The organism is Ruminococcoides sp. (assembly GCF_057037865.1).
Genome location: NZ_DBLZMS010000008.1, coordinates 26848 through 50425 on the forward strand (window position 1 = coordinate 26848; position 23578 = coordinate 50425).

General features: G+C 39.6%; 22 protein-coding genes and 2 tRNA genes. 2 read left to right on the plus strand and 22 right to left on the minus strand.

The genetic code is table 11. The features are described from left to right. Positions 1 to 9 precede the first annotated feature (9 nt). From AC2HW8_RS08000 to AC2HW8_RS08025, 6 genes are all read right to left on the minus strand, one after another. Complete coding sequence (locus AC2HW8_RS08000) at positions 10 to 678, minus strand: stage II sporulation protein M (protein ID WP_015523684.1); 669 nt, start codon at positions 676 to 678, stop codon at positions 10 to 12. A gap of 71 nt (positions 679 to 749) precedes the next feature. Then, the gene (proC, locus tag AC2HW8_RS08005; protein ID WP_015523683.1) at positions 750 to 1550 is read right to left on the minus strand and encodes a pyrroline-5-carboxylate reductase; all 801 of its coding nucleotides are present in this window, start codon (positions 1548 to 1550) and stop codon (positions 750 to 752) included. 28 nt (positions 1551 to 1578) lie between these two features. Continuing rightward, positions 1579 to 4032 (minus strand): SH3 domain-containing protein, encoded by a 2454-nt coding sequence (locus AC2HW8_RS08010; protein WP_484327395.1) that lies wholly within the window; start codon positions 4030 to 4032, stop codon positions 1579 to 1581. A 36-nt stretch (positions 4033 to 4068) separates the two neighbouring features. Continuing rightward, positions 4069 to 4626 (minus strand): hypothetical protein, encoded by a 558-nt coding sequence (locus AC2HW8_RS08015; RefSeq protein ID WP_117912111.1) that lies wholly within the window; start codon positions 4624 to 4626, stop codon positions 4069 to 4071. 1 nt (position 4627) lies between these two features. Further along, positions 4628 to 5233 (minus strand): J domain-containing protein, encoded by a 606-nt coding sequence (locus AC2HW8_RS08020; protein WP_015523680.1) that lies wholly within the window; start codon positions 5231 to 5233, stop codon positions 4628 to 4630. Next, positions 5226 to 6089 (minus strand): DUF5685 family protein, encoded by an 864-nt coding sequence (locus tag AC2HW8_RS08025; protein WP_117970236.1) that lies wholly within the window; start codon positions 6087 to 6089, stop codon positions 5226 to 5228. Before AC2HW8_RS08025 ends, AC2HW8_RS08020 begins: the two co-directional genes overlap by 8 nt. 226 nt (positions 6090 to 6315) lie before the next feature. On the opposite strand from AC2HW8_RS08025, the gene AC2HW8_RS08030 reads away from it, so the two are divergent. After that, positions 6316 to 6882 (plus strand): HAD-IB family phosphatase, encoded by a 567-nt coding sequence (locus tag AC2HW8_RS08030; RefSeq protein WP_298764652.1) that lies wholly within the window; start codon positions 6316 to 6318, stop codon positions 6880 to 6882. Between the two features lie 145 nt (positions 6883 to 7027). Here AC2HW8_RS08030 and AC2HW8_RS08035 read toward each other — a convergent pair. The 10 genes from AC2HW8_RS08035 to AC2HW8_RS08080 form a co-directional block, all read right to left on the minus strand. Further along, positions 7028 to 7112: transfer RNA gene (locus AC2HW8_RS08035), tRNA-Leu, on the minus strand. A gap of 210 nt (positions 7113 to 7322) precedes the next feature. Continuing rightward, positions 7323 to 7958, minus strand: a complete 636-nt coding sequence (locus AC2HW8_RS08040) for an HAD family hydrolase (RefSeq protein ID WP_484327396.1) — start codon at positions 7956 to 7958, stop codon at positions 7323 to 7325. Between the two features lie 406 nt (positions 7959 to 8364). After that, a tRNA-Leu gene (locus tag AC2HW8_RS08045) sits at positions 8365 to 8449 on the minus strand. 143 nt (positions 8450 to 8592) lie between these two features. Continuing rightward, on the minus strand, positions 8593 to 9573 hold the full coding sequence (locus tag AC2HW8_RS08050) for a hypothetical protein (RefSeq protein ID WP_046431772.1): 981 nt from the start codon (positions 9571 to 9573) through the stop codon (positions 8593 to 8595). 12 nt (positions 9574 to 9585) lie between these two features. Next, positions 9586 to 11220 carry an MBOAT family O-acyltransferase gene (locus AC2HW8_RS08055; RefSeq protein WP_484327397.1) on the minus strand — a complete coding sequence of 545 codons (1635 nt, stop codon included), beginning with the start codon at positions 11218 to 11220 and terminating at the stop codon, positions 9586 to 9588. 1 nt (position 11221) lies between these two features. Continuing rightward, the gene (locus AC2HW8_RS08060; RefSeq protein ID WP_015523676.1) at positions 11222 to 11452 is read right to left on the minus strand and encodes a phosphopantetheine-binding protein; all 231 of its coding nucleotides are present in this window, start codon (positions 11450 to 11452) and stop codon (positions 11222 to 11224) included. 1 nt (position 11453) lies between these two features. Further along, on the minus strand, positions 11454 to 12632 hold the full coding sequence (locus AC2HW8_RS08065; protein ID WP_117522542.1) for a diaminopimelate decarboxylase family protein: 1179 nt from the start codon (positions 12630 to 12632) through the stop codon (positions 11454 to 11456). Further along, on the minus strand, positions 12629 to 14149 hold the full coding sequence (locus AC2HW8_RS08070; protein ID WP_484327398.1) for an amino acid adenylation domain-containing protein: 1521 nt from the start codon (positions 14147 to 14149) through the stop codon (positions 12629 to 12631). The genes AC2HW8_RS08065 and AC2HW8_RS08070 overlap by 4 nt, the downstream gene beginning before the upstream one ends. A gap of 169 nt (positions 14150 to 14318) precedes the next feature. Next, on the minus strand, positions 14319 to 15641 hold the full coding sequence (locus AC2HW8_RS08075; RefSeq protein ID WP_118101282.1) for a sensor histidine kinase: 1323 nt from the start codon (positions 15639 to 15641) through the stop codon (positions 14319 to 14321). Further along, a complete protein-coding gene (locus AC2HW8_RS08080; RefSeq protein WP_021883310.1) occupies positions 15638 to 16345 on the minus strand; it encodes a response regulator transcription factor in 708 nt (235 codons plus the stop codon). Before AC2HW8_RS08080 ends, AC2HW8_RS08075 begins: the two co-directional genes overlap by 4 nt. Before the next feature lie 314 nt (positions 16346 to 16659). Here AC2HW8_RS08080 and AC2HW8_RS08085 point away from each other — a divergent pair, with 314 nt between their 5' ends. Further along, on the plus strand, positions 16660 to 17142 hold the full coding sequence (locus AC2HW8_RS08085; protein ID WP_484327399.1) for a DUF2798 domain-containing protein: 483 nt from the start codon (positions 16660 to 16662) through the stop codon (positions 17140 to 17142). Between the two features lie 72 nt (positions 17143 to 17214). Here the strand turns inward: AC2HW8_RS08085 and AC2HW8_RS08090 are convergent, their stop codons facing one another. From AC2HW8_RS08090 to AC2HW8_RS08115, 6 genes are all read right to left on the minus strand, one after another. Beyond that, positions 17215 to 17433: a DUF3006 domain-containing protein gene (locus AC2HW8_RS08090; protein ID WP_021883312.1), complete on the minus strand. Its 219-nt coding sequence runs from the start codon at positions 17431 to 17433 to the stop codon at positions 17215 to 17217. Positions 17434 to 17435: 2 nt separating this feature from the next. After that, on the minus strand, positions 17436 to 18353 hold the full coding sequence (locus AC2HW8_RS08095) for a ComEC/Rec2 family competence protein (protein WP_484327400.1): 918 nt from the start codon (positions 18351 to 18353) through the stop codon (positions 17436 to 17438). Between the two features lie 93 nt (positions 18354 to 18446). Then, positions 18447 to 20345 carry an ABC transporter ATP-binding protein gene (locus tag AC2HW8_RS08100; protein WP_021883314.1) on the minus strand — a complete coding sequence of 633 codons (1899 nt, stop codon included), beginning with the start codon at positions 20343 to 20345 and terminating at the stop codon, positions 18447 to 18449. Between the two features lie 2 nt (positions 20346 to 20347). Further along, positions 20348 to 22096, minus strand: a complete 1749-nt coding sequence (locus tag AC2HW8_RS08105; RefSeq protein ID WP_117966637.1) for an ABC transporter ATP-binding protein — start codon at positions 22094 to 22096, stop codon at positions 20348 to 20350. 17 nt (positions 22097 to 22113) lie between these two features. Further along, positions 22114 to 22596, minus strand: coding sequence for a MarR family winged helix-turn-helix transcriptional regulator (locus AC2HW8_RS08110; RefSeq protein ID WP_021883316.1), 483 nt, complete (start codon positions 22594 to 22596; stop codon positions 22114 to 22116). A 223-nt stretch (positions 22597 to 22819) separates the two neighbouring features. After that, positions 22820 to 23545 (minus strand): hypothetical protein, encoded by a 726-nt coding sequence (locus tag AC2HW8_RS08115; protein WP_484327401.1) that lies wholly within the window; start codon positions 23543 to 23545, stop codon positions 22820 to 22822. Positions 23546 to 23578: the final 33 nt, after the last annotated feature.

Genomic DNA, 23578 nt, shown 5'->3' on the forward strand with positions numbered 1-23578 from the left:
CCTCCAAAATTAGAAATTGAACGCTCCCGAAAACAAGCACCACAAAGCCGTGTCCAGCAAGGTTGAACAAAATGTCATTATGAGTGCCGAAACAGATCGGGAACAAAAATCAATCACCTCATTTTTCAAAGAATTTGTTTGATGAGAATGACCGATTAAGCTGAAAAACATCTGTTTTGAAATTTCAAAAGCATATGCCGACAGCTTTACGAGTGCCAGACAGAACAAAAATGTTCCCGGCAACACAACGAGCAGATAAAAACCTGCTCCTTTAAGTGAATATGTAATAATAAGATATGCCGCAGTAAGTCCTGTTCCAAAGCCTTTAAATGCTGAAACAAACGGCAAAAACGGTATTCCCCACGGTGCAAGTCCCAAGAGGAATACAACCGTGAGAAATATAAAATCAGATGCAAAGCAGGCGCAAAATGTGCTGACGGCATTCTGACCGAGCCTTGCATCAAGATTTGTAGTAAACAGAAAATCAAGGGAATCAAGCATTTGCTTATCGGCTTTTGATGCATAAATTGAACCGAAAACAAGTCCGGTAAGAAAAGCCGAAACAAAGATAAGCACCACGGAATATCGCCTTATAAAAAATCTGACATCAGACGGTGAAATTCCCTTTGATCTGCGAAAAAGATAACGCTTTTTAAAAGAAAATACAATGCTTTTCATAAAATACATTCCTCTCATTGGTTGTCCGTTAAAATATATGAGGAATGTATTCATTTTATGTTAAGGCAAAATTATTTGCCAAGCTCCTCTGCCCTCTTTGTACAAGCGTCCATGCCGTCAAGAACAGCCTCATAGAAACCGTGTTCTTTAAGCTTATCCATAGCGGCAATTGTTGTGCCTCCCTTTGAGCAAACCCGGTCTATGAGTGTTTCAACAGGCTCACCGCTGTCACGGAGCATTGCTGCCGAACCCTCAAGAGTTGCACAGACAAGGTTCATGGCCTTGTCATAGTCGATTCCGCAATTCTTTGCGTAATCAGCCATAGCCTTTGCAAAAAGATAAATATAAGCAGGGCTGCTGCCGTTTACCGCAATTATTTCATTCATATGGCTTTCGTCAATATATTCACAAACACCGCTGCCTGCAAACATATTGTAAACGATTGTTTTGTCATCATCGCTGATATTCTCAGACGGACAAAGGGCTGTTGCACCCTTTTTGAGCAAGAGAGGCGTATTAGGCATAACCCTTACAACAGGGCAGTCACACTCAAGACCTTTTCTTACATATGCAATAGATATGCCTGCGGCAATTGATACTACGGTTTTGGCTGTTGTAATGCTGTTTTTGAGGGACTCAAGAACTTCGGGATAATTCTGCGGCTTGACTGCAAGAACAACAATTGAGCTGTTCTTTGCAATTTCATCGGCAGATGTCATTACATTTGCACCCATATTTTTCATAGCGGCACACTTTTCTTCGCTTACATCAAAAACATTGATAAAATCAGCCTTGCCGTCGTTTTGCGCCATAAGACCTTTTATAATGGCTGTTGCCATATTGCCTGCGCCTATGAAACCTATTTTTTTCATTTTAAGACCTTCTTTGCAAAAATTAATATCAGATACCGAAACTCGGGTTTGAGTAACATGAGAAATGGAAGTTGTGATAATTGTGCTGACCGTCACGGTCATAATCGCCGTAGAGGAAGATTTCCGCCTCGTCAACTCTTCTGTACAAAAGTCCCCAATAGCAAGAACCTGCCGCATGGTGATACTGCAAAAGTGCATCAATAAGGTTCTGCTTATTGACATTATTCAAATCTCTTGAACCGCCCGAAGCAGAAACATAGTCCTTGTGGATATATCCTGTTGTGCCGTTTGAAAGCTTAACTTTATACCAGTTTGTGTTATAACGCTTGCCATCAACAAATTTAAGTTTTGTTCCGTAGTTCATACGGGTAACAACGGAGTAGTTAGTTCCTGCACCTCTTCTGAGGTTTACATCTGAACCTGTAACCGTACCCGAAGCACCTGCTTTGATAGTACCGCTTGAACCTGTGTTCAAGAGAACAGACTGGAGTTCGGAATCATTGTAGAACACACCGCTGCCTACATTGTATGCAAAGCACACAAGTGCGTCAAACTGTCGCTGATTGAACTTTATGCCGTTGTTTACAAGGTAGGAATTTGTTGTGGTGGTATATCCGCCCTTGTTCACGGTCTGGCAAAGATAAGCATATGCCTGATTTGAAGTTATGTTGTTGTAGAACTGTTCGCCTGAAATTACAACCTTACCGTAACCGAGTGTAGGATCGGTTGTAATGCTGTCTGCTGTGACTTTTGAGAGAAATCCCTCATAGTTTGCAATAAGCTTGATTACCTCATCACTCGCTCTGCGCTCGGCACAGGCTGTGGTGGTTTTATTGGTTGTTGAGGTTACAAACACCTCGCCCTCACCGCCGCCTGCCGTGGTGTAATACTTTGATTCGGTTTTAAATTTAGAATATGCTTTTACAGACCATTTGCCTGATTTTGAAAGCTTTTGTGTACCTGTCCAGATATAGGAGTTACCGTCTTTAACCTTATTTTTTGCGGTGACCTTATAAGATGTTGAACCGTTTGTAACTACAAAATACACGCCTACCCTGTCTGTGTCGGTAATAGCCTTAAAGCTTACATTTGAATTAAGCGGAGCGGAGTTTGGTGACGCATAGCAGAAACGCACGCTTTCCCTCGGCATAACATGGATAAGACAGGTTGCCGCACCGTATGATGTTGAGGCAGTGATTGTTACATAGCCCTTGCCTACCGTGTCAACAACACCGTTCTTAACTGTTGCGATTTTCGTATTTGAACTTGACCATGTGACACCGCTTGTTCTTGATTTCAAAAGCATTGACTTCTGCCACGGAAGATTTACATTGCTGTTGGATATATTTACAGATGAGCCGGATTTCACGGTAATTTTGCAGGTTGCAGAATGCGAACCGCTTTTCGCAGTAATTGTTGCAGAGCCTGCTTTCTTGGCTGTTACAATACCACGAGAGTCAACGGTTGCAACGCCTGTATTTGAGCTTGACCATGAAACACTTCCCGACGCTGTTGCTGTGATTGCAAATCTGTTGCCTGTGAAAATTGATTTGCTTGATACGGAAAGTTTAACAGATGAACCTGTTGACGGTTTTGTGGTTGTAGGCCGAGTCGTTGTAGGCTGTGTCTGACCGTTCATCTTAACATAGTCTTTCTTTACATAGCCTGTTTTTGAATTTGATTTAAGCTTAATATTATACCAATCATTGTTATAAAGCTTTGTGCTTACAAAAGTAACCTTTGTATTTACTCTCATACAATCAACAACCGAATAGCTTGTACCGGCACCGCTTCTGAGATTTACATAATCGTCTGTTATATAACCGCTTACGGTTGACACTGACGCAGTCGGCTGAGTTACAGGTTTGGTTGCCTTTGTTGTAGGTTGGGTTGCCTTTGTTGCAGGTTGGGTTGAACTGTTCATTTTTACATAGTCTTTTTTTATGTAACCTGTTTTAGCAGTTGAAGTAACCTTAACCTTATACCAGGCGGAGTTGTAGAGTGAAGTGCTAACAAAAGTAAGCTTAGTGTTCTTTCTCAGGCAACCAACAACAGAATAATTTGTGCCTGCTCCGCTTCTGAGATTTACATAATCATCAGAAACATAACCTGTTACGCTTGATGCCGTTGTCGAAGAACTTACGGCAACATATTCCTTTGTAACATAGCCTGTCTTTGAATTTGATTTAAGCTTGATTTTGTACCACTTTGAGTTATAGAGCTTTCCGTCAACAAAAGTAAATTTTGTGTTCTTTGCCATACAGGTTATAACCGAATAATTCGTGCCTGCACCGCTTCTCAGATTTACATACGACGCATTTATATAGCCTGATGCGCCTGCTGATACGCTTGCGGAAACCTCCTCGGTTGATTGAGCCGCATTAGCCGAAAATGCAGTTATTGCAACAGCACCTACCGATACTGCCATAAGAACCACAAGGACTATGCAGACTATACGGACAAACAATTTTTGCTTTTTCATTTAAGTCCACCTTCTCAAAACTTCTTTGAATTATAATTACTTGTGAAAATTACCGAATATTTTTCCTCTTAATCTGCGAACATACTGCATAACAAATACGGTAATTGCATAATCATAGAGCAAAAAGAAAATATTTCCGGCAATCAAAAATGCCCACGGAACATAAAAACCGAAAACGGTAAATTCATCTGTCGGAATTGACAACAGCCATGTTGCGACAAAGAACGAACCGATGGCGGCAACATTAAATACCGCAAACTTGAGTATGTATTGAACTGCCCTGTTTTTGATTTTAAATTCAAAAGCGCCCTTTAAAATCGGATAATAGCCGAAAAGTGCAATGAAATATATAACAGCCTCTTTATCGCCGGCAAGGAGCGTTGAAAGCACGGCAGTTACACAAAACACACCGATTGCCCATCCATAACCGTATTCAACAACTATGCAGGAAATGAGAATTCCTGCAAGACAGGGCAAAGCGTATGTTCCGATTGGAACGAGAGATGTCATCATCATAAAAACGAGTGAGAGCGCCGCAATAATTCCGCAAACCGCAATACGCATTGTCCCCTTTTTGATACCGTTTTTCTTCATATTAACATCCCATTCTGCAACAATCACACAAGCAGTTTGCACACATCATTCCTGCACAAATATCGCAGAAGGATGAACCTGTTGCGTTAGGATTTGTTTGAGTGTAACCGCCGTAGTTGTATGCCCTCTGGCTCTGCATATTGTTAAGAGCGGCTCGGTATTCCGTGTTGTTGGGGTCCATATTGCACGCAGTTGTGAAATATGAAAAAGCCTGTTCAGACCAACCTCTGCGGTATGCAATCATGCCCTTGAGATAATGCCATTCTGCGGTTCTCATTGACTGTGCTGTGTTTTCAAGAATCTGATCGGCCTGATCAAGAAGTCCTCTCTGAATGTAAATTCTTACATTGTAGAACTGTGAGCTTGAAGAATTTGCGTTATAGGACGAACTGCCTGTTGAGCCTGTACCCTTACCCTTCTGACGCATCTGATTAATCATATCGTATGCCTCATTAATCTCCTTCATTTTCTGCTCCGCAACATCCGCAAGAGGACTGTCGGTGTAGTTATCGGGATGATATTTTTTAGCAAGGTTTCTGTACGCTGCTTTTACTTCTTCATCGGTAGCTGTTTCAGACACACCGAGAACCTCATATGGATTATTCATTATTGACCTCCGTATCAAGTTTGCTTGTTACTCTGTTTTGTGATGCAGGGAACCCCAAAAGCATCATATTATCTAAAATTCCCTTAAAATCGGTAAAGTTCAAAAGATTGTAGGCATCATATGCCCTTGCAAGTGACTGATTCAGCACCGCTTTTATAAAATCCGATGATTTTACCTCACCTGTTTTCTTGTTTACAAACGGATTAAATCCGTTTGATTTGATATCTTTTTCTATATCATCTGCGGCATCGACAAGATAAATCCACCTGCCGATATGATAGCCGAATTCATAGAGAACTCTTTTTTGAATTTCATCATGAGCCTCAGCCGACAATACAGCAGCGAGCATTAATGCCGTTGGATGAGCCGACATATCTACAGACGGCTTTTCCGAATGTTCAGCATCATACTGCATTTTCATCATATCAAAAACTGCTTTGTCCATATCGGGATACTTATCTGCCGCCTTTTTCCTCTGATGAGAAAAGAAAGGCTTTATGATTCTGCACAACAGCTTTTTAAAAAATCCGCTGTCCTGAATATCATCAATGATTTTATAATAAACCGATATCATTGAAAATGCGGCAGCCTTTCTGTATGCATCACCGGAATCTGTTGCAAACTTGCATTTTTTAAGAGGATTACAGGTGCATCTGCCGTCTTTAAAGCCTTTGCATGAACGGTTAAGCGACATTAAAAGCATTGCATAAAATGTGCAGTCATAGCTTAGCGTAAATCTTGTAAACACGGAGTAATCCTTACCCATTTGCCTACAAAGACCGCAATACACAGCCTTATAAGCCTCGGATTCACGAACAAGCAGTTCGCTCTTTTGAATCTGCAAATAACCAAACACGGATTTTCTCCTTTATACAATAATACATAATATATTGTACAACAAAACAGAGTTAAAAGCAACAGAATAACGGTATATTCTTTGGATAATCAGCCAAAATGAGCTAATTAACGGGAAATGTTGCAAAAATTTTCTTCTCATATTATAATCATAGTGCAGATGTTCTCTTCTGTTAAGAATTGAATATCAAAAATTATTTGCAAAACTAAAAAGGAATTTGCATATTATGAATGTTTACGATTTTGACAAAACGATTTACTATGGGGACTCAACAGCCGACTTCTATTTATTCTGCCTTAAAAGACATAAAAAAATACTCACTCTTGCCCCATCGCTTTTGGGAGCATTTTTAAAATTCTATGTATTCAAAAAAGGTACAAAAACTGATTTTAAAGAAAAAATGTACAAATTTCTTACCTATTGCGATACTGAAAAGGATGTAAATGATTTCTGGAAGGAATACATAGGAAATATAAAACCGTTTTACCTTGAACAAAAGAAAGATGATGATGTAATTATTTCGGCATCACCCGAATTTTTGCTGAAACCCGTTTGCAAAAGGCTCAAAATAAAAAACCTTATGGCGTCAAAAGTAGATATGCACAGCGGAAAATATTCGGGTGTAAACTGTCACGGCAAGGAAAAGGTAAAACGATTTTATGAGGCTTTTCCTGACGGAAAAATTGACAATTTTTATTCGGACAGTTACAGTGATTCGCCGCTTGCGGAAATTGCAGAAAAAGCTTTTATGGTTGACGGCGACAAGGTTGAAGGTTGGATATTCTTTAAATAATTTTTACGGATCAGAAATCTGTTCCGTATTTTTATTTTTTCGGGTTACCTAAACATTGAGCTGTGTTTGTGTCCGACAAGTGTTTCAGCGGTTTTACCCGTTTAAACAGAAAAGGCTTGATACACAAGGTATCAAGTCTTTTCTATGGTGCGAGTGACGGGACTTGAACCCGTACGTCGTGAAACACACGCCCCTCAAACGTGCCTGTCTGCCTATTCCAGCACACTCGCATTTATTAGATTTTTGTCGGTTTCTCAACTCAACAATCAAGATTATATCATAAGGTATTCAACTTGTCAACACATATTTGAAAGTTTTTTCAATTTTCTTACATAATTTTTTCTCTATCTGCCAAAAACGCATAAAAACTGAAACTTTATGCTTTTACAAAAATGACATCGGGATAGGCTGTATCCCGACATCATCCTATTTTCTGGCAATCAGCCGAGAATTTTTTCTGCAACTTTTGGCAATTCATTGAACGAACTGATTGTATATTCGGGATTTTCCGTTGTACCGAATCCGTATGACGCAAACACGAACGGTATTTCTGCATCTTTTGCGGCAATTTGATCGCCGATTGTATCGCCGAGATACAAAGCCTTATCAATGCCGTTACGCTCCATAACAAGCTTTATATTCTCTCCCTTTGTCAGATTTGTTCTGCCCGACATTTCAAAATCGGAGAAATATTTTTCAAGCTTATGAGCAAACAAAAATGCCTCTATATATCCGCATTGACAATTGCTGATTATGCCGAGAAAATAGTTCTTTGAAAGAATTTCAAGTGTACTTTCAAGATTATCATACAAATGACCGCCCGTTTTACGAAGTGACGGAATCTGTTCAGCGCAACACTCCTTTACAATTGCGACCGAATTTTCAAGCGGAAGCTCAGGCAACATTATTGACGCAATCTGTTCAACCGTCTTTCCCATATAACTGTTCATTTCTTCAAGTGTGATTTGCTTTGTTGTTTCTTTATGTTTTTTAAGTATATCGTTCCACACAGGCAAAATCACATCACAAGTGTGCCACAATGTGCCGTCAAGGTCAAATAAAACTGCTTTTTCCATAAATTCATATCTCCAAATTAAATATGTTTAACGGACTCCCGTTGCCAAAACGATATTATCACAACGGATTTTGCTTGTCAAGGTATGGTGCTGTAGATATGTTGCTTTACTTGTGGGCGTTCGATAAACGCACTTACTGACTACAAAAAAATTATGTGGTAAGAACAAGTCCCGTCATTATTCACTAATACAAATTGATATAACGGTAACTTGCGAGTGACGGTGATTGCTATATGTCAAACTTACAACCTCGCCAATGTGGCTTGTTCATAGTCATACTTTCATCAACGCTCTCCCTAAAAACAGTCCACAGGACTGTTTTATTAACGGTCGCCTTCAAGTCCCGTCATCGCTTGCTTGCATAAAATAGAAAAGACTTGATACGCAAGGTATCAAGTCTTTTCTATGGTGCGAGTGACGGGACTTGAACCCGTACGTCGTGAAACACACGCCCCTCAAACGTGCCTGTCTGCCTATTCCAGCACACTCGCATTTATCTCTCACCTTTTTCGTGAGCAGTATTGATTATACGGTAAAACTGTAATTTTGTCAATACTTTTTTAAAAGTTTTTTAATATTTCTTTCCCCTGCATTGAATTGCAACACAGGGGAAAGATTTTAGATTCTAAATAAATCAGTTTTCCGAACTTGTACCCTTTTTGACCTGCTTTTCAAACTTATCAAGACAGGTATTCCAGTTATCGTATGACGGATCGTTACGCTTATCTTTGAAGAGCTTTGTATCGTCAAGATACTTTCCGATATAATTCGTCATCTTCACAGCACCGTTATAGTTAAGGTGATCACCTTTATCCTTTGTATCCTTTTTCCAATCAATCGGGATATCATCACGGAGAAGATTGGTATCGATATAATCAACACCGAGATCCTTTGAAATTGCTTCCATAGTGTTATGTCGCTGGTAGTTCCAGTTTTTTGTGCTTGGGGTACTTATCAGCACAAGTTTTGTACCGTGCTTTTTACAGAATTTCGCAATTTCTTTGAGATACTTTTTGTTGGTAGATAGTATCGGTGCAGAAACATCGGAATACTTCATATATTTCTTGATAGCCTTATCTGTCGCAGGCTTAGACTTTTTAGTAAAGTAATAACCTTTGTTATTCTCATTCGCAGTATATTCAACTGTAGCCGAAAAATCCTTGAGCTGAAGATTCTTCCAACGGTCATGATATCTGAACACAGGGAAAATCTGCTCTGCCTTATATGTGATTTCATCCTCAAAATAAGATTTTCTGAAAATCGCATTGGTTTCAAGGAATACAATCTTCGGAGTTTGTTTTTCAAAAGTTTTTTTCAAAAATTCCATTGAGTACACAAGCTTTTGAGCCGGAGAAGAAACATCATACGAGGTAATTCCGTAATCCCTCCAGATATTGAGCGGAATGAACGAATGATACACCTCACTGTCACCGATAAATACAGTGTCAATACTGTCTTTAGGTTCGCTGAAAATACCGTTTGCCCTCGGATAATGAATGCCCGCCGCCTTGTCATTTGACTTTGGCTGAAATATGAGTGAGGATACCTGAAGTAATCCGAGAAGTATTGCAACAAACAGGACACAGCTGACAATTCTCTTAATTATTTTCTTCATAATCAGACCTCCTTAGAAGTTCGCATAAATCGGATCAACGGGAACATAGCCCTTGCCGTAAGCACCGAAGATTATGATGAACATAATAAGAGCGTAAACAGCCGCCCATCTTATAACAACATTTCTCTTTGCAATTGCGCCACGCACACATATTCCCTTTTCATTGAGAACGCTGATTACAAAAATAAGAGCAAGCGCAATAAGCACGATCATAACATCATGCATATCAATTTTAAGCTTTTTCATAAGCTCATAGTTAAGGCTTGAAAAGCTGAAATCGGTCACCATTTTTCCAAACATTGAAAGACCTGTTGTAAGTCTTTCTGCTCTGAAAAACATTTCGCCGATAACAACAAGTATGCATGTACGAACTATCTGAAACACTTTGTACGCAAAGCATTCGGAATTGATGTGAAGCTTTTTATTGAATGCGGTAACCGCAGGGGCAATGATGTTGCCCGACAGAATAAGCACAAAGTGGTACATACCGAAGAATATGTAACCCCACGCAGAACCATGCCACAGTCCGTTGCAGAACCATACACAGAACAACGCTATGCTTCCCGCAAGCAACGGACCAAAGTGGTTGCCGAGCTTTTTGCGTGCGGAAGATGTAAGATTTTTCATCGGCTTTGACATGGTGACGGGATAGAAGATATAATCCTTGAACCATGTGCCGAGTGTAATATGCCACCTTTTCCAAAATTCTGAAATTGATTTTGAGAAGAAAGGTCTTTGAAAGTTTTCGGGCATTGTAACGCCGAAAATCTGAGCAACACCCATTACGGCATCCATTGTACCGGAGAAATCGCAATAGAGCTGAATTGTATAGGCAATTGCTCCGAGAGCAATTATTCCGCCCTGATAGTCATCGTAATGGCTGAAAATCTGCTTAATCATAGGATTAAGTCTGTCGGCGATTACGAGCTTTTTCATAAGACCGAAAAGAATACGGACTGCACCGAGTTTTAAGTTTTCAAACTCAATTTGCTTTACATTCCACAGCTGATTGGCTGTCTGACCGTAACGGCAGATAGGACCTTCTACAATCTGCGGAAAGAAAGACATAAACAACGCAAGTCTTAATATGTTGTCATCTGCTTTAATAAGTCCTCTGTAAACATCAAAGAGGTACGATACAGCCTGCAAAGTAAAGAATGAAATACCAATCGGCATTATATAACTCGGAATATCAAACTGAATCGGAATATTCAAAAGCAATAACAGCGAATTTACATTTGTTGTAAAAAACGGTGAGTATTTGATTACAAGCAGACCGCCTATCATAAGTACGGCGGCAAACAACAGAACTCTGCGACTGCGGTGGAGATAAACCTTTTTAAGAGCCTTTTTCTCCTCCTTAGGCACAGCCTTTAGCGCCGCACTTTTTTGCGTTTGAATCCTGTCAAGCCACAAGCCGAAATAATGGACGCCCATTATTATCAGGCATAAATAGGCAATCAACTGACCGCTTATCAGCCAAAAGAAAGCAAAGCTTGCAATAAGCAGAAAATACTTTCTTGCTCTTTGCGGAATGACGGCATACACAACAACTGAAACAGGCAGAAAAATGACAAGAAACGCTACCGAAAAATATGAGGTCAGCGTATCAAGGCTGCCCGCCATCAGTAATGATGGAAGATCCATCTTATTCCTCCTCTTGGAGTCTTTCAATCATACTCCACATTGCCTTTACTGAATTAAAGTTTGCAGGAACAACTTCCACTGCAGGAACTGTCACATCAAAAGCGTCCTCAATCTCAGCAATAAGAGAAATGATTGAAAGAGAGTCAAGATAGTGACCGTCAATAAGGTTTTCGCAGCCTTCGTAATCTACATCCGGTTTAATGTCCTCTAAAATCTCAATAAGTTCATCCATTTTAATTCGTTTCCTTTCTGTAATTGGGTTTGTTTAAATTAAATGTTTCAAAGGAATCACGGACACAAAGATATGTTCCGTCCTCCTTTTTTATGTAAACCGAGGGAATGTCACGACTTAAAAACAAAGAAATTCCCTCTGTCATACAATAAGCGCCTGTATTTTCAAAACAAATTACATCACCGATTTCAATATCAGGCAAAGAAATCTGTTTTGCGATTATATCATTCATTGAACAAAGTGAACCGCAGATATTCCATGATTCGGTACACGGCTCGGTTTCTTTTCCGCAAACCGAAAGGTACGGCTGTTTCATTGCCATATGCTGACCGTAGTACACAATATGGTTCATTCCGCCGTCAACAAGGAGGTAGTTCTCCCCTTTGTTGCACTTTTTATCAACGATATGCGTGTAGTATTTACCGCAGATTGCGGCAATGCTTCGTCCGAGTTCAAGCGTGATTTTCGGCTTTGAAGTCATCTCATTCAAAAGCTGTGCAAATCCGCCGATAAGCTCATCTTCATTTATGGTATCTTCCTTGAAATAGGTTGCAGGGAATCCTGTGCCGTATTCAAGCTCTTCTGCGGAATAATCATATTTCTCTTTGAGAAGAATAAGAAGATTGTCAAGTTTGTCAATTTCTCTCTTGAGTTTTTTAAGAGAGGTTTTCTGTGTTCCTGAAAAGAACTGAATACCGAGTATGTCGAGATATTCAAATTCGTTTCTTTTTGAAATAATTTCTTCGATTTCTTCGGAATTAATTCCGAACTGACTTCCGTTTGTAAGTCTTAAAAGCAAAGAAATTTTCTTTTTATATTTTTCGGATAATTCTCTGAAAAGATTAAACTGTGTAAGTGACTCTACGGTGAATATTCTGTCGCATTTTCCGTTTGCAACCATATTTTCCATAACTTCGGGAGTTTTGTACACACCCGAAATCACCATCATTTTATCAGGAATATCAAGTAAATCGCAGATTTCAGCCTCACCCGGTGAGCAGATTTCAAAGCGGTCAACATCATTTTCAAGTTCTGCCGTAATAAATGTGTTCGCCTTGATTGCATAGCAGATTGCAACATCTTCGGGAAGCATTTTTCTGAGATATGCCACTCTGTCTTTGAGAGTTTTTACATCAAAAACATAGAATGCAGTTTTGTTCTGCTTTAATATTTCGTTCATTTTCTTCTGCCCCCTGCAATTTCAGCAAGCTTTTTACGGTCAATTTTGCCGTTCTTTGTTAGCGGCATTTCATCAACCTTGCGGATAACGCCCGGAATCATAAACGCAGGCAAATCCCTTGACATTGATGCGGCAAGCTCGTCCTTTTCAATTGAGCCTACGAAAAAGCCCTTGAGCCTTGATTTTTTCTCATCAAAAATACAACAGCATTGCTCAACACCGTCAACGGCTGACATCTCACGCTCAATTTCCTCAAGCTCTATGCGATGTCCCATATATTTAATCTGAAAATCCTTTCTTCCGCTGAAAACAAGTTCACCGTTTTCGTTGTATCTTGCAAGGTCACCTGTTCTGTAAATTAATTCGGGATAGTACGGATTAAGCGGATTCTGAACAAAAGCCTTTGCATTCTGTTCGGGATTTGAGTAGTAACCGAGTGCAAGAGCAGTACCTCTCACGCAGATTTCACCGACTTTGCCAACCTCTGAAATTCTGTTATTATTCTCATCAAGAAGAATAACATCTTCGTTGGGGAACGGTTTGCCTATCGGAATACCGTCTGCATAGTCGCAATCGTTGTCGAGAATATGGTATGTGCAGTTACAGGTAATTTCAGTCGGTCCGTAAAGGTTGACATACTTTGCATTTGGAAGATGTGAACGGAAATTTTTAAGCGCCTTGAGCGGCATAATCTCACCGCTGAAAAGAATCTTATTAACGGTTTCGGGAGTTCTGTAGTCAAGCGCATGGAATGTGCTGATAAGGCAGAGAGCCGAAACAGCCCATATCATAACAGTAATCCTGCGTTCACATATGAAATCAATGAGTTCGGCAGGAGCGGAGAACATTCTCCTCGGCACAACAACAAGAGTTGCGCCTGTTTTAACAGCCGAATAGATATCCTTGACGGACACATCAAAATCAAATGGTGCTTGATTTGCTATTACATCGTTATTATCAATGCCGAATATTTCGGTAAAATGGTCAATAAAGTCAATTACACTTCTGTGACACACAACGATTCCCTTTGGAGTGCCTGTTGAACCGGAAGTGAAGTTGATGTAGAGCGGATCTGTGTCAATTTTATGGCTGCGGATTTCGCCAAGCTTTGCATAATCAGGCTCCGATTTTGCCAAATCTTCAAAGGTCACAATTTTTCTTTCAGAGAAATATTCTTTCGCTGTTTCAAGCAAGCTTTCAGAAGTTACAATCACCTTTGGATTGAGTACGGAAACTGTGGTCTGAAGTCTGTTCTGCGGAAGCTCCGTGTTGAGAACAGAATAAAATCCGCCTGCGTACACGGCTGCAAAAAATGCCGCTACCGCATCGGCGCATTTTTCCATATATATGCCTACTGCATCTCCCGATGCGATAAGTTCAGAAAGGGCGGTTCCGACAGATGAGCTGAGTTTTACAAGCTCGGAATATGAATAGGAAACCTTTTCGTCAGTTACCGCACATTTTTCGGGAAAGTATTCGGCTGAGTTTTCAAGATAAGCCAGCACACTGCTGTTCATAGCTGCACCTCATTATATATCTGTATATTAATTATCAAATTATAAATTCGTTAACCAAATATTATATATTGCAAACGCACTACTATAATACCACAAAATTCGTCAAAAAGCATCACAAAAATGTCACAAGTAAGCGATTATTTATATTTTCAGCAATTTGCACAAATAATCAGTCAATAATCGGCAGTTTCACTTCAAATACGGCACCGTCAAGGTAGTTATACGCTGTTACGCTGCCCTTGTGAAGATGTATAATCTCATTTGCAAGCGACAAACCGATGCCCGTTCCGCCGTCACTGCCTTTGTAGAATCTGTCGAAGATATGTTCAATATCATCACGGTTTATACCGTTACCGTCATCCTTGAATCGGATATAAACATATTTCTGATTGGTTTCGCAGGCAACAGTAATTTTCTTTTTTGAATATTTCAGACCGTTTATTATGATATTTCGGAAAGCCCTTGCCATTTGATCTTCATCACATTTCACATAGATTTCTTCATCGGGAAATTCAGGCACAATGCTTATGCCGTTCATCTGCTGAACAGCATCAAGTGACCGAAAACAATCGTAAAGAACCTCTTTTATGTCGAGCTTTACAAGGTCAAGCTTAAAATGTCGTGAATCAATTTTTGAAATTGAAAGAATTTCCTCAACAAGACCTGTCATTCTCTCGGTTTCCTGCATAATTATGCCTGCGGCATTTTGCGGATCTACAACATCCATTTCAATGCCCTCGGCATAGCCTTGAATTGCCATAAGAGGGGTTTTGAGTTCGTGAGAAGAATTCTGAAAGAATCTGCGCTGAGTTTTCTGTGACTCCTCAATTTTAACACCGAGTCTGTAACCGATTATGCTCATCACAACAATTGCGCAAAGAAAAATTGCTGAGATAAGCCAGTTGAGCGAACGGGTATATTTTACGATATGGTCGATATTTATGTACATTAAATACACAGGAGAATCGTTTTCATCGGATTCTGCATCGTCCCAATAATCATAATTCTGCGGTTCTTCATAAACGGTAAATACATAATAGCCGTTATCTGTTTGAAGTGTATATATTTGTTCTTCGGATATATTGTGATTCTTAACCCATTCGGTGAGTTCGTATGTACTTTTTAATGAAGTTGAATTTGAGCCGACAAGGCTGTTGCCCTCGGAGGTATTTTTATCATTAAGGGCGTCTGTTACATCAATATAGTAAATATCCGAGGTGAAATACGAATCCTGATAACCGCTTTCAAACTTTTTTTGAAGAGTTGATTCTTCATTGGAATCTTCTTCATAATAATCCGAAGAATCATCTTCGCTCTCGTCGTTGCTGTTAGAAATATAATGCTGATAATCAATTTCGTATTCAAGAGCGTCTTCTGCCTCACTTACGAAGTGGGACGGCAAAACTATATTTAAAATTCCTGCAAATGCGAAAAAAAGTAAAATCATTGACGACCATACAATAATCAAAATACGGAATTTTATGTGTTTCACTTTTTATCCTCCGCAATGCTTATTCTGTAACCAAAGCCCCATATCGTGCCTATGCTGACATTACTGCCTGCAAGGCTTAACTTTCTGCGTATTCTTCGCAAGGTTTCATCTGTTACACGGGTTTCAACTTCGGTATCGAATCCCCACACACCTTCAAGAATTTCTTCTCTTGAAAATGCCTTTTTCGGTTCTTTTAACATATATGTAAGCATTTTAAGTTCTGTTTTGCTCAAAGAAACAGGCTTGCCTTTGCAATAAAGGCAGTTTTCCTGTGCCGAAAATCTAAGATTGCCGATTTTAATATCCGAAAGCTCCTGACCTGTCACCTTTTTGGTGTTCATATCCATTCTTCTTAAAAGGGATTTTACTCTCATTAAAAGGGTTGTAAGTCTGAACGGCTTTGTCAGGTAATCATCGCCCCCGAGGGTTATTCCCCTTACATAGTCATATTCGGAATCTTTTGCGGTCAGCATAATTATAGGAACATCCGTTATCGTTCTGAGCTGACGGCATATTGTCAAGCCGTCTGTTCCGGGCATCATTATATCAAGAATCACAAGTTCACACGGTTTTTTAAGGAATTCCTCCATAAGCTCGTCACCGGTTTCAAATGCGGTAACGCTGTAACCGTCACACTCAAGAAACTTTGTAATAAGGTCACGAATGTTCTTTTCATCATCCGCAATATAAATTGATGCACCCATAGTAAAAATGCCCTTTCTGAACAGAACCGCAAGTTTTAAGTATAATTTTCATCACAATCACATGTATTATACCAAATTTCAAAGTAAAAATCCACCGAGAAATGAATCTGAATTGTAATAAAAGTGTCACAAAATGTATTAAACAGAGTAATTGCAATGAAAATTTTTTTGAAGTTGACAAAATAAAAAAATTATAGTATAATTTCCGAAATATATAATGGTTTAATTGGAAACGCACATTTCTCCTTAAGGAAATGATAACGAACAACACTTATATGTTTACTAAGTTATCATTTTTATAAAGGAGATTTTTTATGCCAAAAACTAAATTTCAGGAAGTTATTTTTACGATTATCATGGTGTTCTTTATGGTTTATGCCATGATTTGCTACAACACAGCTCTTAATATCGGCGGAATGAAAAACGAAATTTTTCTTTCCGCCTTCAAAGAACTTTCTTTTATGGGGCCGATTGCATTTATTCTTGACTTTTTCATTATCGCTCACATTGCCAAAAAGCTTGCTTTTAAGATTGTAAACCCTGCAAAGGATAATCCTTTCTTCCTTGTACTCGCAATTTCTGCAATTTCGGTTATCTTTATGTGTCCTCTTATGAGCCTTGTTGCCACTCTTATTTTCAAAAATGCGGGTGTTGAGGTTATTTCGGTATGGCTTGAAACTACCGCACTCAACTTCCCTATGGCACTTTGCTGGCAGTTGTTTTTTGCAGGCCCGATTGTCAGATTCATTTTCAGACATATTTTCAGAAGGTCACTTACAGCAGACAACACACATTGATTACACAATTACAAATAAAAATGCTCTGTACCGTTTGATTTGGTACAGAGCATTTTTGTTTTTGCATGATTTTTAATCTTCAAAAAGCGAATTCATCAGATTTTTAATTTTTTCTTTTCTGGCTTTTGTTTCATCGCTGTTCAGAAAATAGCTGTTTTCCTGAAAGTTAATTACATCGCCCTCTTTGATATTTTTCGGCAGGGCTTTAAGTTCAAGATTCACCATATCGCCGTTTTCACACTCAAGAACAGCCTTGTCGCCTTCTATTCTGTCAACAATAAATTTTTTCAAGCTTATTCATCCCTTTTCATTGAAGTTTGTCCCGTTTTGATTGTCACACCTGAACCCTCGGTTGAAATGACAACTGTTCCGTTTTCATCGGTTCTGTATGTTTCAACTCCGAATTCATCAAGCAACTTTAATGTGCTTTTGTGCGGATGTCCGTAGCTGTTATCCTTGCCGAGTGAAATAACCGCATATTTAGGATTTACCTTTTCAAGCAACGCTTTTGTTGTTGATGTTCTGCTTCCGTGATGACCTACTTTAAGAACTTCTGCACTCATATCTGCCGTAACGGTTTCAAGCTCTTTCTTTTCGGCGTCTCCGAGAAACAGAAAGCTGTCGTTTTTGTAAGTTATTTTTAGAATTACAGAGCAATTGTTCAGATTATCCTCGTCAATTGTTACGGGAGCAAGAATATTTATGCTGAAATCGTTGTCATCAATAATATTCATACCCGCTTTGGCTGACTTGACTTTAAGTCCCTTGTCTGCAATTGCCGTGAGCAGATTCTCATAGGTCTTGGTTGTGGTTGTAACCTTAGGCATATAGATTTCGCCGATATTATTATGCTTTACAACATAAGCCATTGAACCGATATGGTCGGCATGAGGGTGAGTTGCAACGAGATAATCAATATTTGTGTATCCGAGATTATTGATATATTCGGTAATACTTTTGCCGTACATATTTTCGCCTGCATCAATCAGCATACACTTTTGATTCGGCAGTTCAATGAATATGCTGTCACCCTGTCCGACATCAAGGTAATGAACCGATAATGTTCCGATTTCTGAAACAGTTGTTTTTCTTTCCGAATCGGAACCGTTCACATTGATATTGATTGAACACGAACAAAGTGCAAGACAGATTACCGCAAACAATGCAGTAAGCTTTAATATTAATTTTGAATTAATTTTAATTTTTAACACCTCACAATTCTGAGTCTTATTGTACAATAAACAAGTCAATATTTCAAGAACAGAAAAAGGAGAGCCTTTGCGACTCTCCCCTTTCGATTATAATTATGCGGTTTTGCCTGTATAAAGCTGATAGTATCTGCCCTTTTGTTCAAGAAGCCGTTCATGTGAACCACGCTCGATGATTCTGCCCTTTTCAAGAACCATAATACAGTCTGAATTCTTGATTGTTGAAAGTCTGTGGGCAATAACAAAGGTTGTTCTGCCGTGCATAAGCTTATCCATGCTGTCCTGAACCATCTTTTCGGTACGGGTATCAATTGAACTTGTAGCCTCATCAAGGATAAGTGCAGGCGGATCTGCAACAGCGGCTCTTGCAATCGCAAGCATCTGGCGCTGTCCCTGACTGAGGTTGCCGCCGTCACCTTTGAGCAGGGTGTTGTAGCCGTCAGGAAGTTTTCTGATAAAGCTGTCTGCGTTGGCAAGCTTTGCCGCTGCGATAACCTCCTCATCTGTTGCGTCAAGTCTGCCGTAACGGATATTTTCCATTACGGTATCCGTGAACAGGTGTGTATCCTGTAAAACTATACCAAGTGAACGGCGAAGGTCGCCTTTTTTGATTTTGTTGATATTGATTCCGTCATAACGGATTTTACCGTCCTGAATATCATAGAATCGGTTAATAAGGTTTGTGATTGTTGTTTTGCCTGCACCTGTTGAACCGACAAACGCAATCTTCTGACCGGGTTCTGCGTACAAATCAATATTGTGAAGAACGATTTTATCATCTGTATAACCGAAGTCAACATCGTCCATAACAAGCGCACCCTTGAGTTCACGATACTCTGTTTCGCCTGTTATGCTGTGAGTATGCTTCCAAGCCCACATACCTGTTTTTTCCTCAGTTTCAACAAGCCTGTCGCCCTCTTTGCGTACATTAACAAGTGTTACATATCCGTCATCAACCTCAGGCTCTTCGTCAAGAAGTTTAAAGATACGGTCTGCACCTGCAAGTGCCATAACAATTGAGTTAAACTGCTGGCTGACCTGATTGATAGGCTGGGTAAAGCTCTTGTTGAATGTGAGAAAGCTTACGAGTTTACCGATTGTAAATCCGAGGAAGTTGTTGAGAGCAAAGATACAACCTACAATTGCACAAAGTACATAGCTGATGTTACCGATTTGTGCGTTAATCGGCATAAGGATATTTGCAAACTTGTTTGCGTTGTATGAACTGTTGAAAAGCCTGTCATTAAGCTCATTGAATTCTTCAATGCTCTTTTTCTCATGGTTAAATACTTTTACAACCTTCTGACCGTTCATCATTTCCTCAATGTAACCGTTAGTCGCACCGAGATCTGCTTGCTGTTTTGCAAAAAACCTTCCGCTTCGTGACGCAAGCTGTTTTGTTACAAAAAGCATTACACCAACCATTACAAGTGTAAGAATTGTAAGGGGAATACTGAGTGTAAACATACTGACAAGAACGGCAATGATTGTAATTCCGCTGTTGAAAAGCTGAGGAATACTCTGGCTGATCATCTGACGGAGGGTGTCAATATCGTTTGTGTAAACACTCATGATATCGCCGTGAGGGTGTGTGTCAAAGTATTTTATCGGAAGGCTTTCCATATGTTCAAATATCTGACAACGCAAATCACGCATTGTACCCTGTGTTACATAAACCATAATTTTTGCGTAGATAAACGCCGACGCCGCACCGATTGCATAGAAAATTGCAACTCTTAAAATTGCTCCGAGCATCGGTCCGAAGTCACGGCTTCCGCTCTGAATCATCGGAGTGATGTAATCGTCAATAAGATTCTGAATAAACAATGAACCCTGAACATTTGCAAGTACGCTGATGAGGATGCAGACGAAAACAATAATCATCTGAAATTTATATTTTTTGAAGATAATACCGAATAGTCTTTTAAGAACCTGACCTGAATTTTCAACCTTTTGTGCAGGTCCTCGGTTTCTTCTTCCCATTGGTCCCGGCATAATTACAGCTCTCCTTTCGCATCAAAATCACCGTTGCCGCTTGTCTGGGCAACATAAATTTCATTGTAAATCGGACTGTTTTTGATAAGTTCTTCGTGAGTACCCACTGCGCTTATCTCACCGTCATCCATTACAATAATCTTGTCTGCGTGTGAAACGCTTGACACACGCTGTGAAATAATCAGCTTTGTAGTATCGGGGATATTCTCGCTGAATGCCTTGCGGATACTTGCGTCTGTTGCGGTATCAACTGCACTTGTCGAATCATCAAGAATAAGAATTTTCGGATTTTTCAGCAAAGCTCTTGCAATGCAAAGACGCTGTTTCTGACCGCCCGAAACATTAGTACCGCCCTGTTCGATTTTTGTGTTGTACTTATCGGGGAAGCTTTCGATAAACGCATCTGCACAGGCAAGCTTGCAGGCATTGACGCATTCTTCCTCTGTAGCATTTTCGTTGCCCCATCTGAGGTTGTCAAGGATTGTACCGCTGAAAAGAACATTCGACTGGAGCACAACCGAAACCTTGTCACGCAGAGTTTCGATATCATAGTCACGAACATCTTTTCCACCGACCTTAACAGAACCTTCGGTTACATCATAAAGTCTTGCAATAAGGTTTACAAGGCTTGTTTTTGAAGAACCCGTACCGCCGATAATACCGATTGTTTCGCCTGATTTGATTTTTAGGTTGATATCGTTGAGAATCGGTTTTTCGGCTTTTGTGTTGTATGAGAATGAAACATTGTCAAACTCAATGCTTCCGTCCTTAACCTCGTAAACAGGGTTTTCGGGATTTGCAAGCGTTGATTTTTCATTAAGCACACCTGCAACACGCTTGCCGCTTGCAAGGCTCATTGTGAGCATTACAAACACCATTGCCACCATAAGAAGATTCATAAGAATGTTCATACAATATGTGAGCATACTTGTAAGTTCACCTGTTGTAAGCTCACTGCTTACGATCATATTTGCGCCAAACCAGCTTACAAGGATGATTGATGCGTATGAAGTAACCATCATAATCGGTGATACTGTTACCATGGAATTTTCAGCCTTAACAAAGAGTCTGTAAACATTGTCGGCTGCCTTGCGGAACTTGCCAACTTCGTGTTTTTCACGAACGAAAGCCTTTACAACTCTGATTGAAGTTACATTTTCCTGAACGCTTGCGTTGAGTTCATCGTACTTTTCAAAAACCTGACTGAAATACTTGTATGTTGCCTTCATAATAAAGGCAAGAACAACAGAAAGTAAAATTGTTGCAATGAGATAAATACAGGCAAGCCTTGCATTGATGATGAATGTCATTGCCATTGCACAGATGAGCGATACAGGCGCTCTGAAACACATTCTTAAAAGCATCTGATATGCATTTTGAAGATTTGTTACATCCGTTGTCATACGGGTAACAAGTCCTGCGGTTGAGTAACGGTCAATGTTGGCAAACGAGAATGACTGGATATTTGCAAACATTGAGCGTCTGAGGTTTCTTGCAAAGCCTGCCGAAGCTTTTGCACCGTAGATACCGCCCATCATACCTGCAAACAAGCCCGTGAGTGCAAGTGCACCCATATAACCGCCCGTTATGAATATGTGCTGCATATCGCCCTTGTTGATACCGTCGTCAATCATTGATGACATAAGAAACGGAATAATTGTTTCAACAATTACTTCGAGTATCATAAAGAACGGTGTAAGAACAGACTCTTTGACGAAACCTTTGATATTTTTTGCCAAAGTTTTTATCATACTTATCTCCTTCCGTTTTAATTTGCATTTTCAAGTCCGCTGAGAATTTTATTTATAAGAAAAAGAAATTGTTTCTTTTCTTCTTTTGTCAGCAGACTGTCAAGCAAAGTTTCGTTTTTGGTTATCATATTTTCGATTTTGTAATGAAGTTCAATACCTGTTTCGGTCAAGACAAGTTTTTTGAGCCTTGCGTCACTTTCAACGCTCTCCCTCGTTATGTAATTTTTCTTTTCCATAAGTTTAAGAATACTTGTAACGGTTGAACGGGCAATTGAAAATGCGTTTTCAATATCTTTTTGATAAACATCTTCATCACGATGATCATAGAGATATGCAATAATCCAGCCGTGCATAAGAGTCAGCTTATCCACACCCTTATCCTTGGCGGAATAGATTAACTTTCTCTGCAAAACCTGATTAAGCACCTTGATTTCGTGACCGATTGAATCATTAAAGCGTTTGTTGCACTTACAGCTTTTTACGCTTTTGTCATCACACATTATTTCACCTCCGAAATCACACTTATGAGATATTGTTCTATATAGAATAGTTCGATACAAAACAATTTGTATCAGTAATTATAGCACCTTCATTTTGAATGTCAAGAGAAATTACAAATAATTATTCAAAGTTTCACATTGCTGTCACAAATCAAAAGCGACAGCTAAAATTGCAGCTGTCGCAGTTAAAATCATATTCACTTTGCACAAATTATGACAATTGTCACTTTTTTAGGATTTCTGTCGCATCACGGATATCGGGGGTTTTATCACCGTTGATATCGCAAACAAAAAGAGCATACTGATTTTCGTCATAATCGTCAAAGGTGAGGTCTTTGATAAGATACTTCTGAATAAGCTCAGCATCCTTTTCATCTGTTTTTCCGTCAATGTTGAGGTCTTTCATATTTTTGGGAACGCAACCGCCGTCAAGCACAAAATCAATACCGCTGTCGTTCATGAGTTCATCGGCTCTGTTTTTGTCAACATCAACAATGTAAAGTCCCAATGTGTCAAAGCATTGATAAACATACTTTGCATTCTTTAAAATCTCGGCTTTCTTTTCTTTTGCCCTGTCATTTGTTATGCTTGCACCTTGAAGGTGTGAGTCAAGCTTTGCAATCATCTCCATTGCGTAATCGTTATCCGTCATTGCACGGTCGAGATCAACACCGTTTGTCATATAGAACCAACCGAGCGAACCCATAACATATAAATTTGTCACATCAAGTCCGCAGTAAACGGCAATTTTCCCGTCCTTGTGCTGACCTTTTTTCATCGACATTTTTGAATAGCCCTTGATTATACTGTAACCGAGCTTCATTCCGTCCTCGCTGATATAGTCAAGGTCAAATGCCGCTGCACTTGTGCATGAAAAGCACGCTCCGCCGATGAGCATTGCAAATACGAGCAATATTGAAATCACCTTTTTAGAAAATTTTCTTTTCATAAAAAACACCTCCATTGGTAGTATCACCGAACG

Bases quoted from the DNA above. Each gene is read 5' to 3' on its own strand.
- AC2HW8_RS08000 (WP_015523684.1), bottom strand. From the start codon at position 678: ATGAAAAGCATTGTATTTTCTTTTAAAAAGCGTTATCTTTTTCGCAGA.
- proC (WP_015523683.1), bottom strand. From the start codon at position 1,550: ATGAAAAAAATAGGTTTCATAGGCGCAGGCAATATGGCAACAGCCATT.
- AC2HW8_RS08010 (WP_484327395.1), bottom strand. From the start codon at position 4,032: ATGAAAAAGCAAAAATTGTTTGTCCGTATAGTCTGCATAGTCCTTGTG.
- AC2HW8_RS08015 (WP_117912111.1), bottom strand. From the start codon at position 4,626: ATGAAGAAAAACGGTATCAAAAAGGGGACAATGCGTATTGCGGTTTGC.
- AC2HW8_RS08020 (WP_015523680.1), bottom strand. From the start codon at position 5,233: ATGAATAATCCATATGAGGTTCTCGGTGTGTCTGAAACAGCTACCGAT.
- AC2HW8_RS08030 (WP_298764652.1), top strand. From the start codon at position 6,316: ATGAATGTTTACGATTTTGACAAAACGATTTACTATGGGGACTCAACA.
- AC2HW8_RS08040 (WP_484327396.1), bottom strand. From the start codon at position 7,958: ATGGAAAAAGCAGTTTTATTTGACCTTGACGGCACATTGTGGCACACT.
- AC2HW8_RS08050 (WP_046431772.1), bottom strand. From the start codon at position 9,573: ATGAAGAAAATAATTAAGAGAATTGTCAGCTGTGTCCTGTTTGTTGCA.
- AC2HW8_RS08055 (WP_484327397.1), bottom strand. From the start codon at position 11,220: ATGGATCTTCCATCATTACTGATGGCGGGCAGCCTTGATACGCTGACC.
- AC2HW8_RS08060 (WP_015523676.1), bottom strand. From the start codon at position 11,452: ATGGATGAACTTATTGAGATTTTAGAGGACATTAAACCGGATGTAGAT.
- AC2HW8_RS08065 (WP_117522542.1), bottom strand. From the start codon at position 12,632: ATGAACGAAATATTAAAGCAGAACAAAACTGCATTCTATGTTTTTGAT.
- AC2HW8_RS08070 (WP_484327398.1), bottom strand. From the start codon at position 14,149: ATGAACAGCAGTGTGCTGGCTTATCTTGAAAACTCAGCCGAATACTTT.
- AC2HW8_RS08080 (WP_021883310.1), bottom strand. From the start codon at position 16,345: ATGGGTGCATCAATTTATATTGCGGATGATGAAAAGAACATTCGTGAC.
- AC2HW8_RS08085 (WP_484327399.1), top strand. From the start codon at position 16,660: ATGCCAAAAACTAAATTTCAGGAAGTTATTTTTACGATTATCATGGTG.
- AC2HW8_RS08100 (WP_021883314.1), bottom strand. From the start codon at position 20,345: ATGCCGGGACCAATGGGAAGAAGAAACCGAGGACCTGCACAAAAGGTT.
- AC2HW8_RS08105 (WP_117966637.1), bottom strand. From the start codon at position 22,096: ATGATAAAAACTTTGGCAAAAAATATCAAAGGTTTCGTCAAAGAGTCT.
- AC2HW8_RS08110 (WP_021883316.1), bottom strand. From the start codon at position 22,596: ATGTGTGATGACAAAAGCGTAAAAAGCTGTAAGTGCAACAAACGCTTT.
- AC2HW8_RS08115 (WP_484327401.1), bottom strand. From the start codon at position 23,545: ATGAAAAGAAAATTTTCTAAAAAGGTGATTTCAATATTGCTCGTATTT.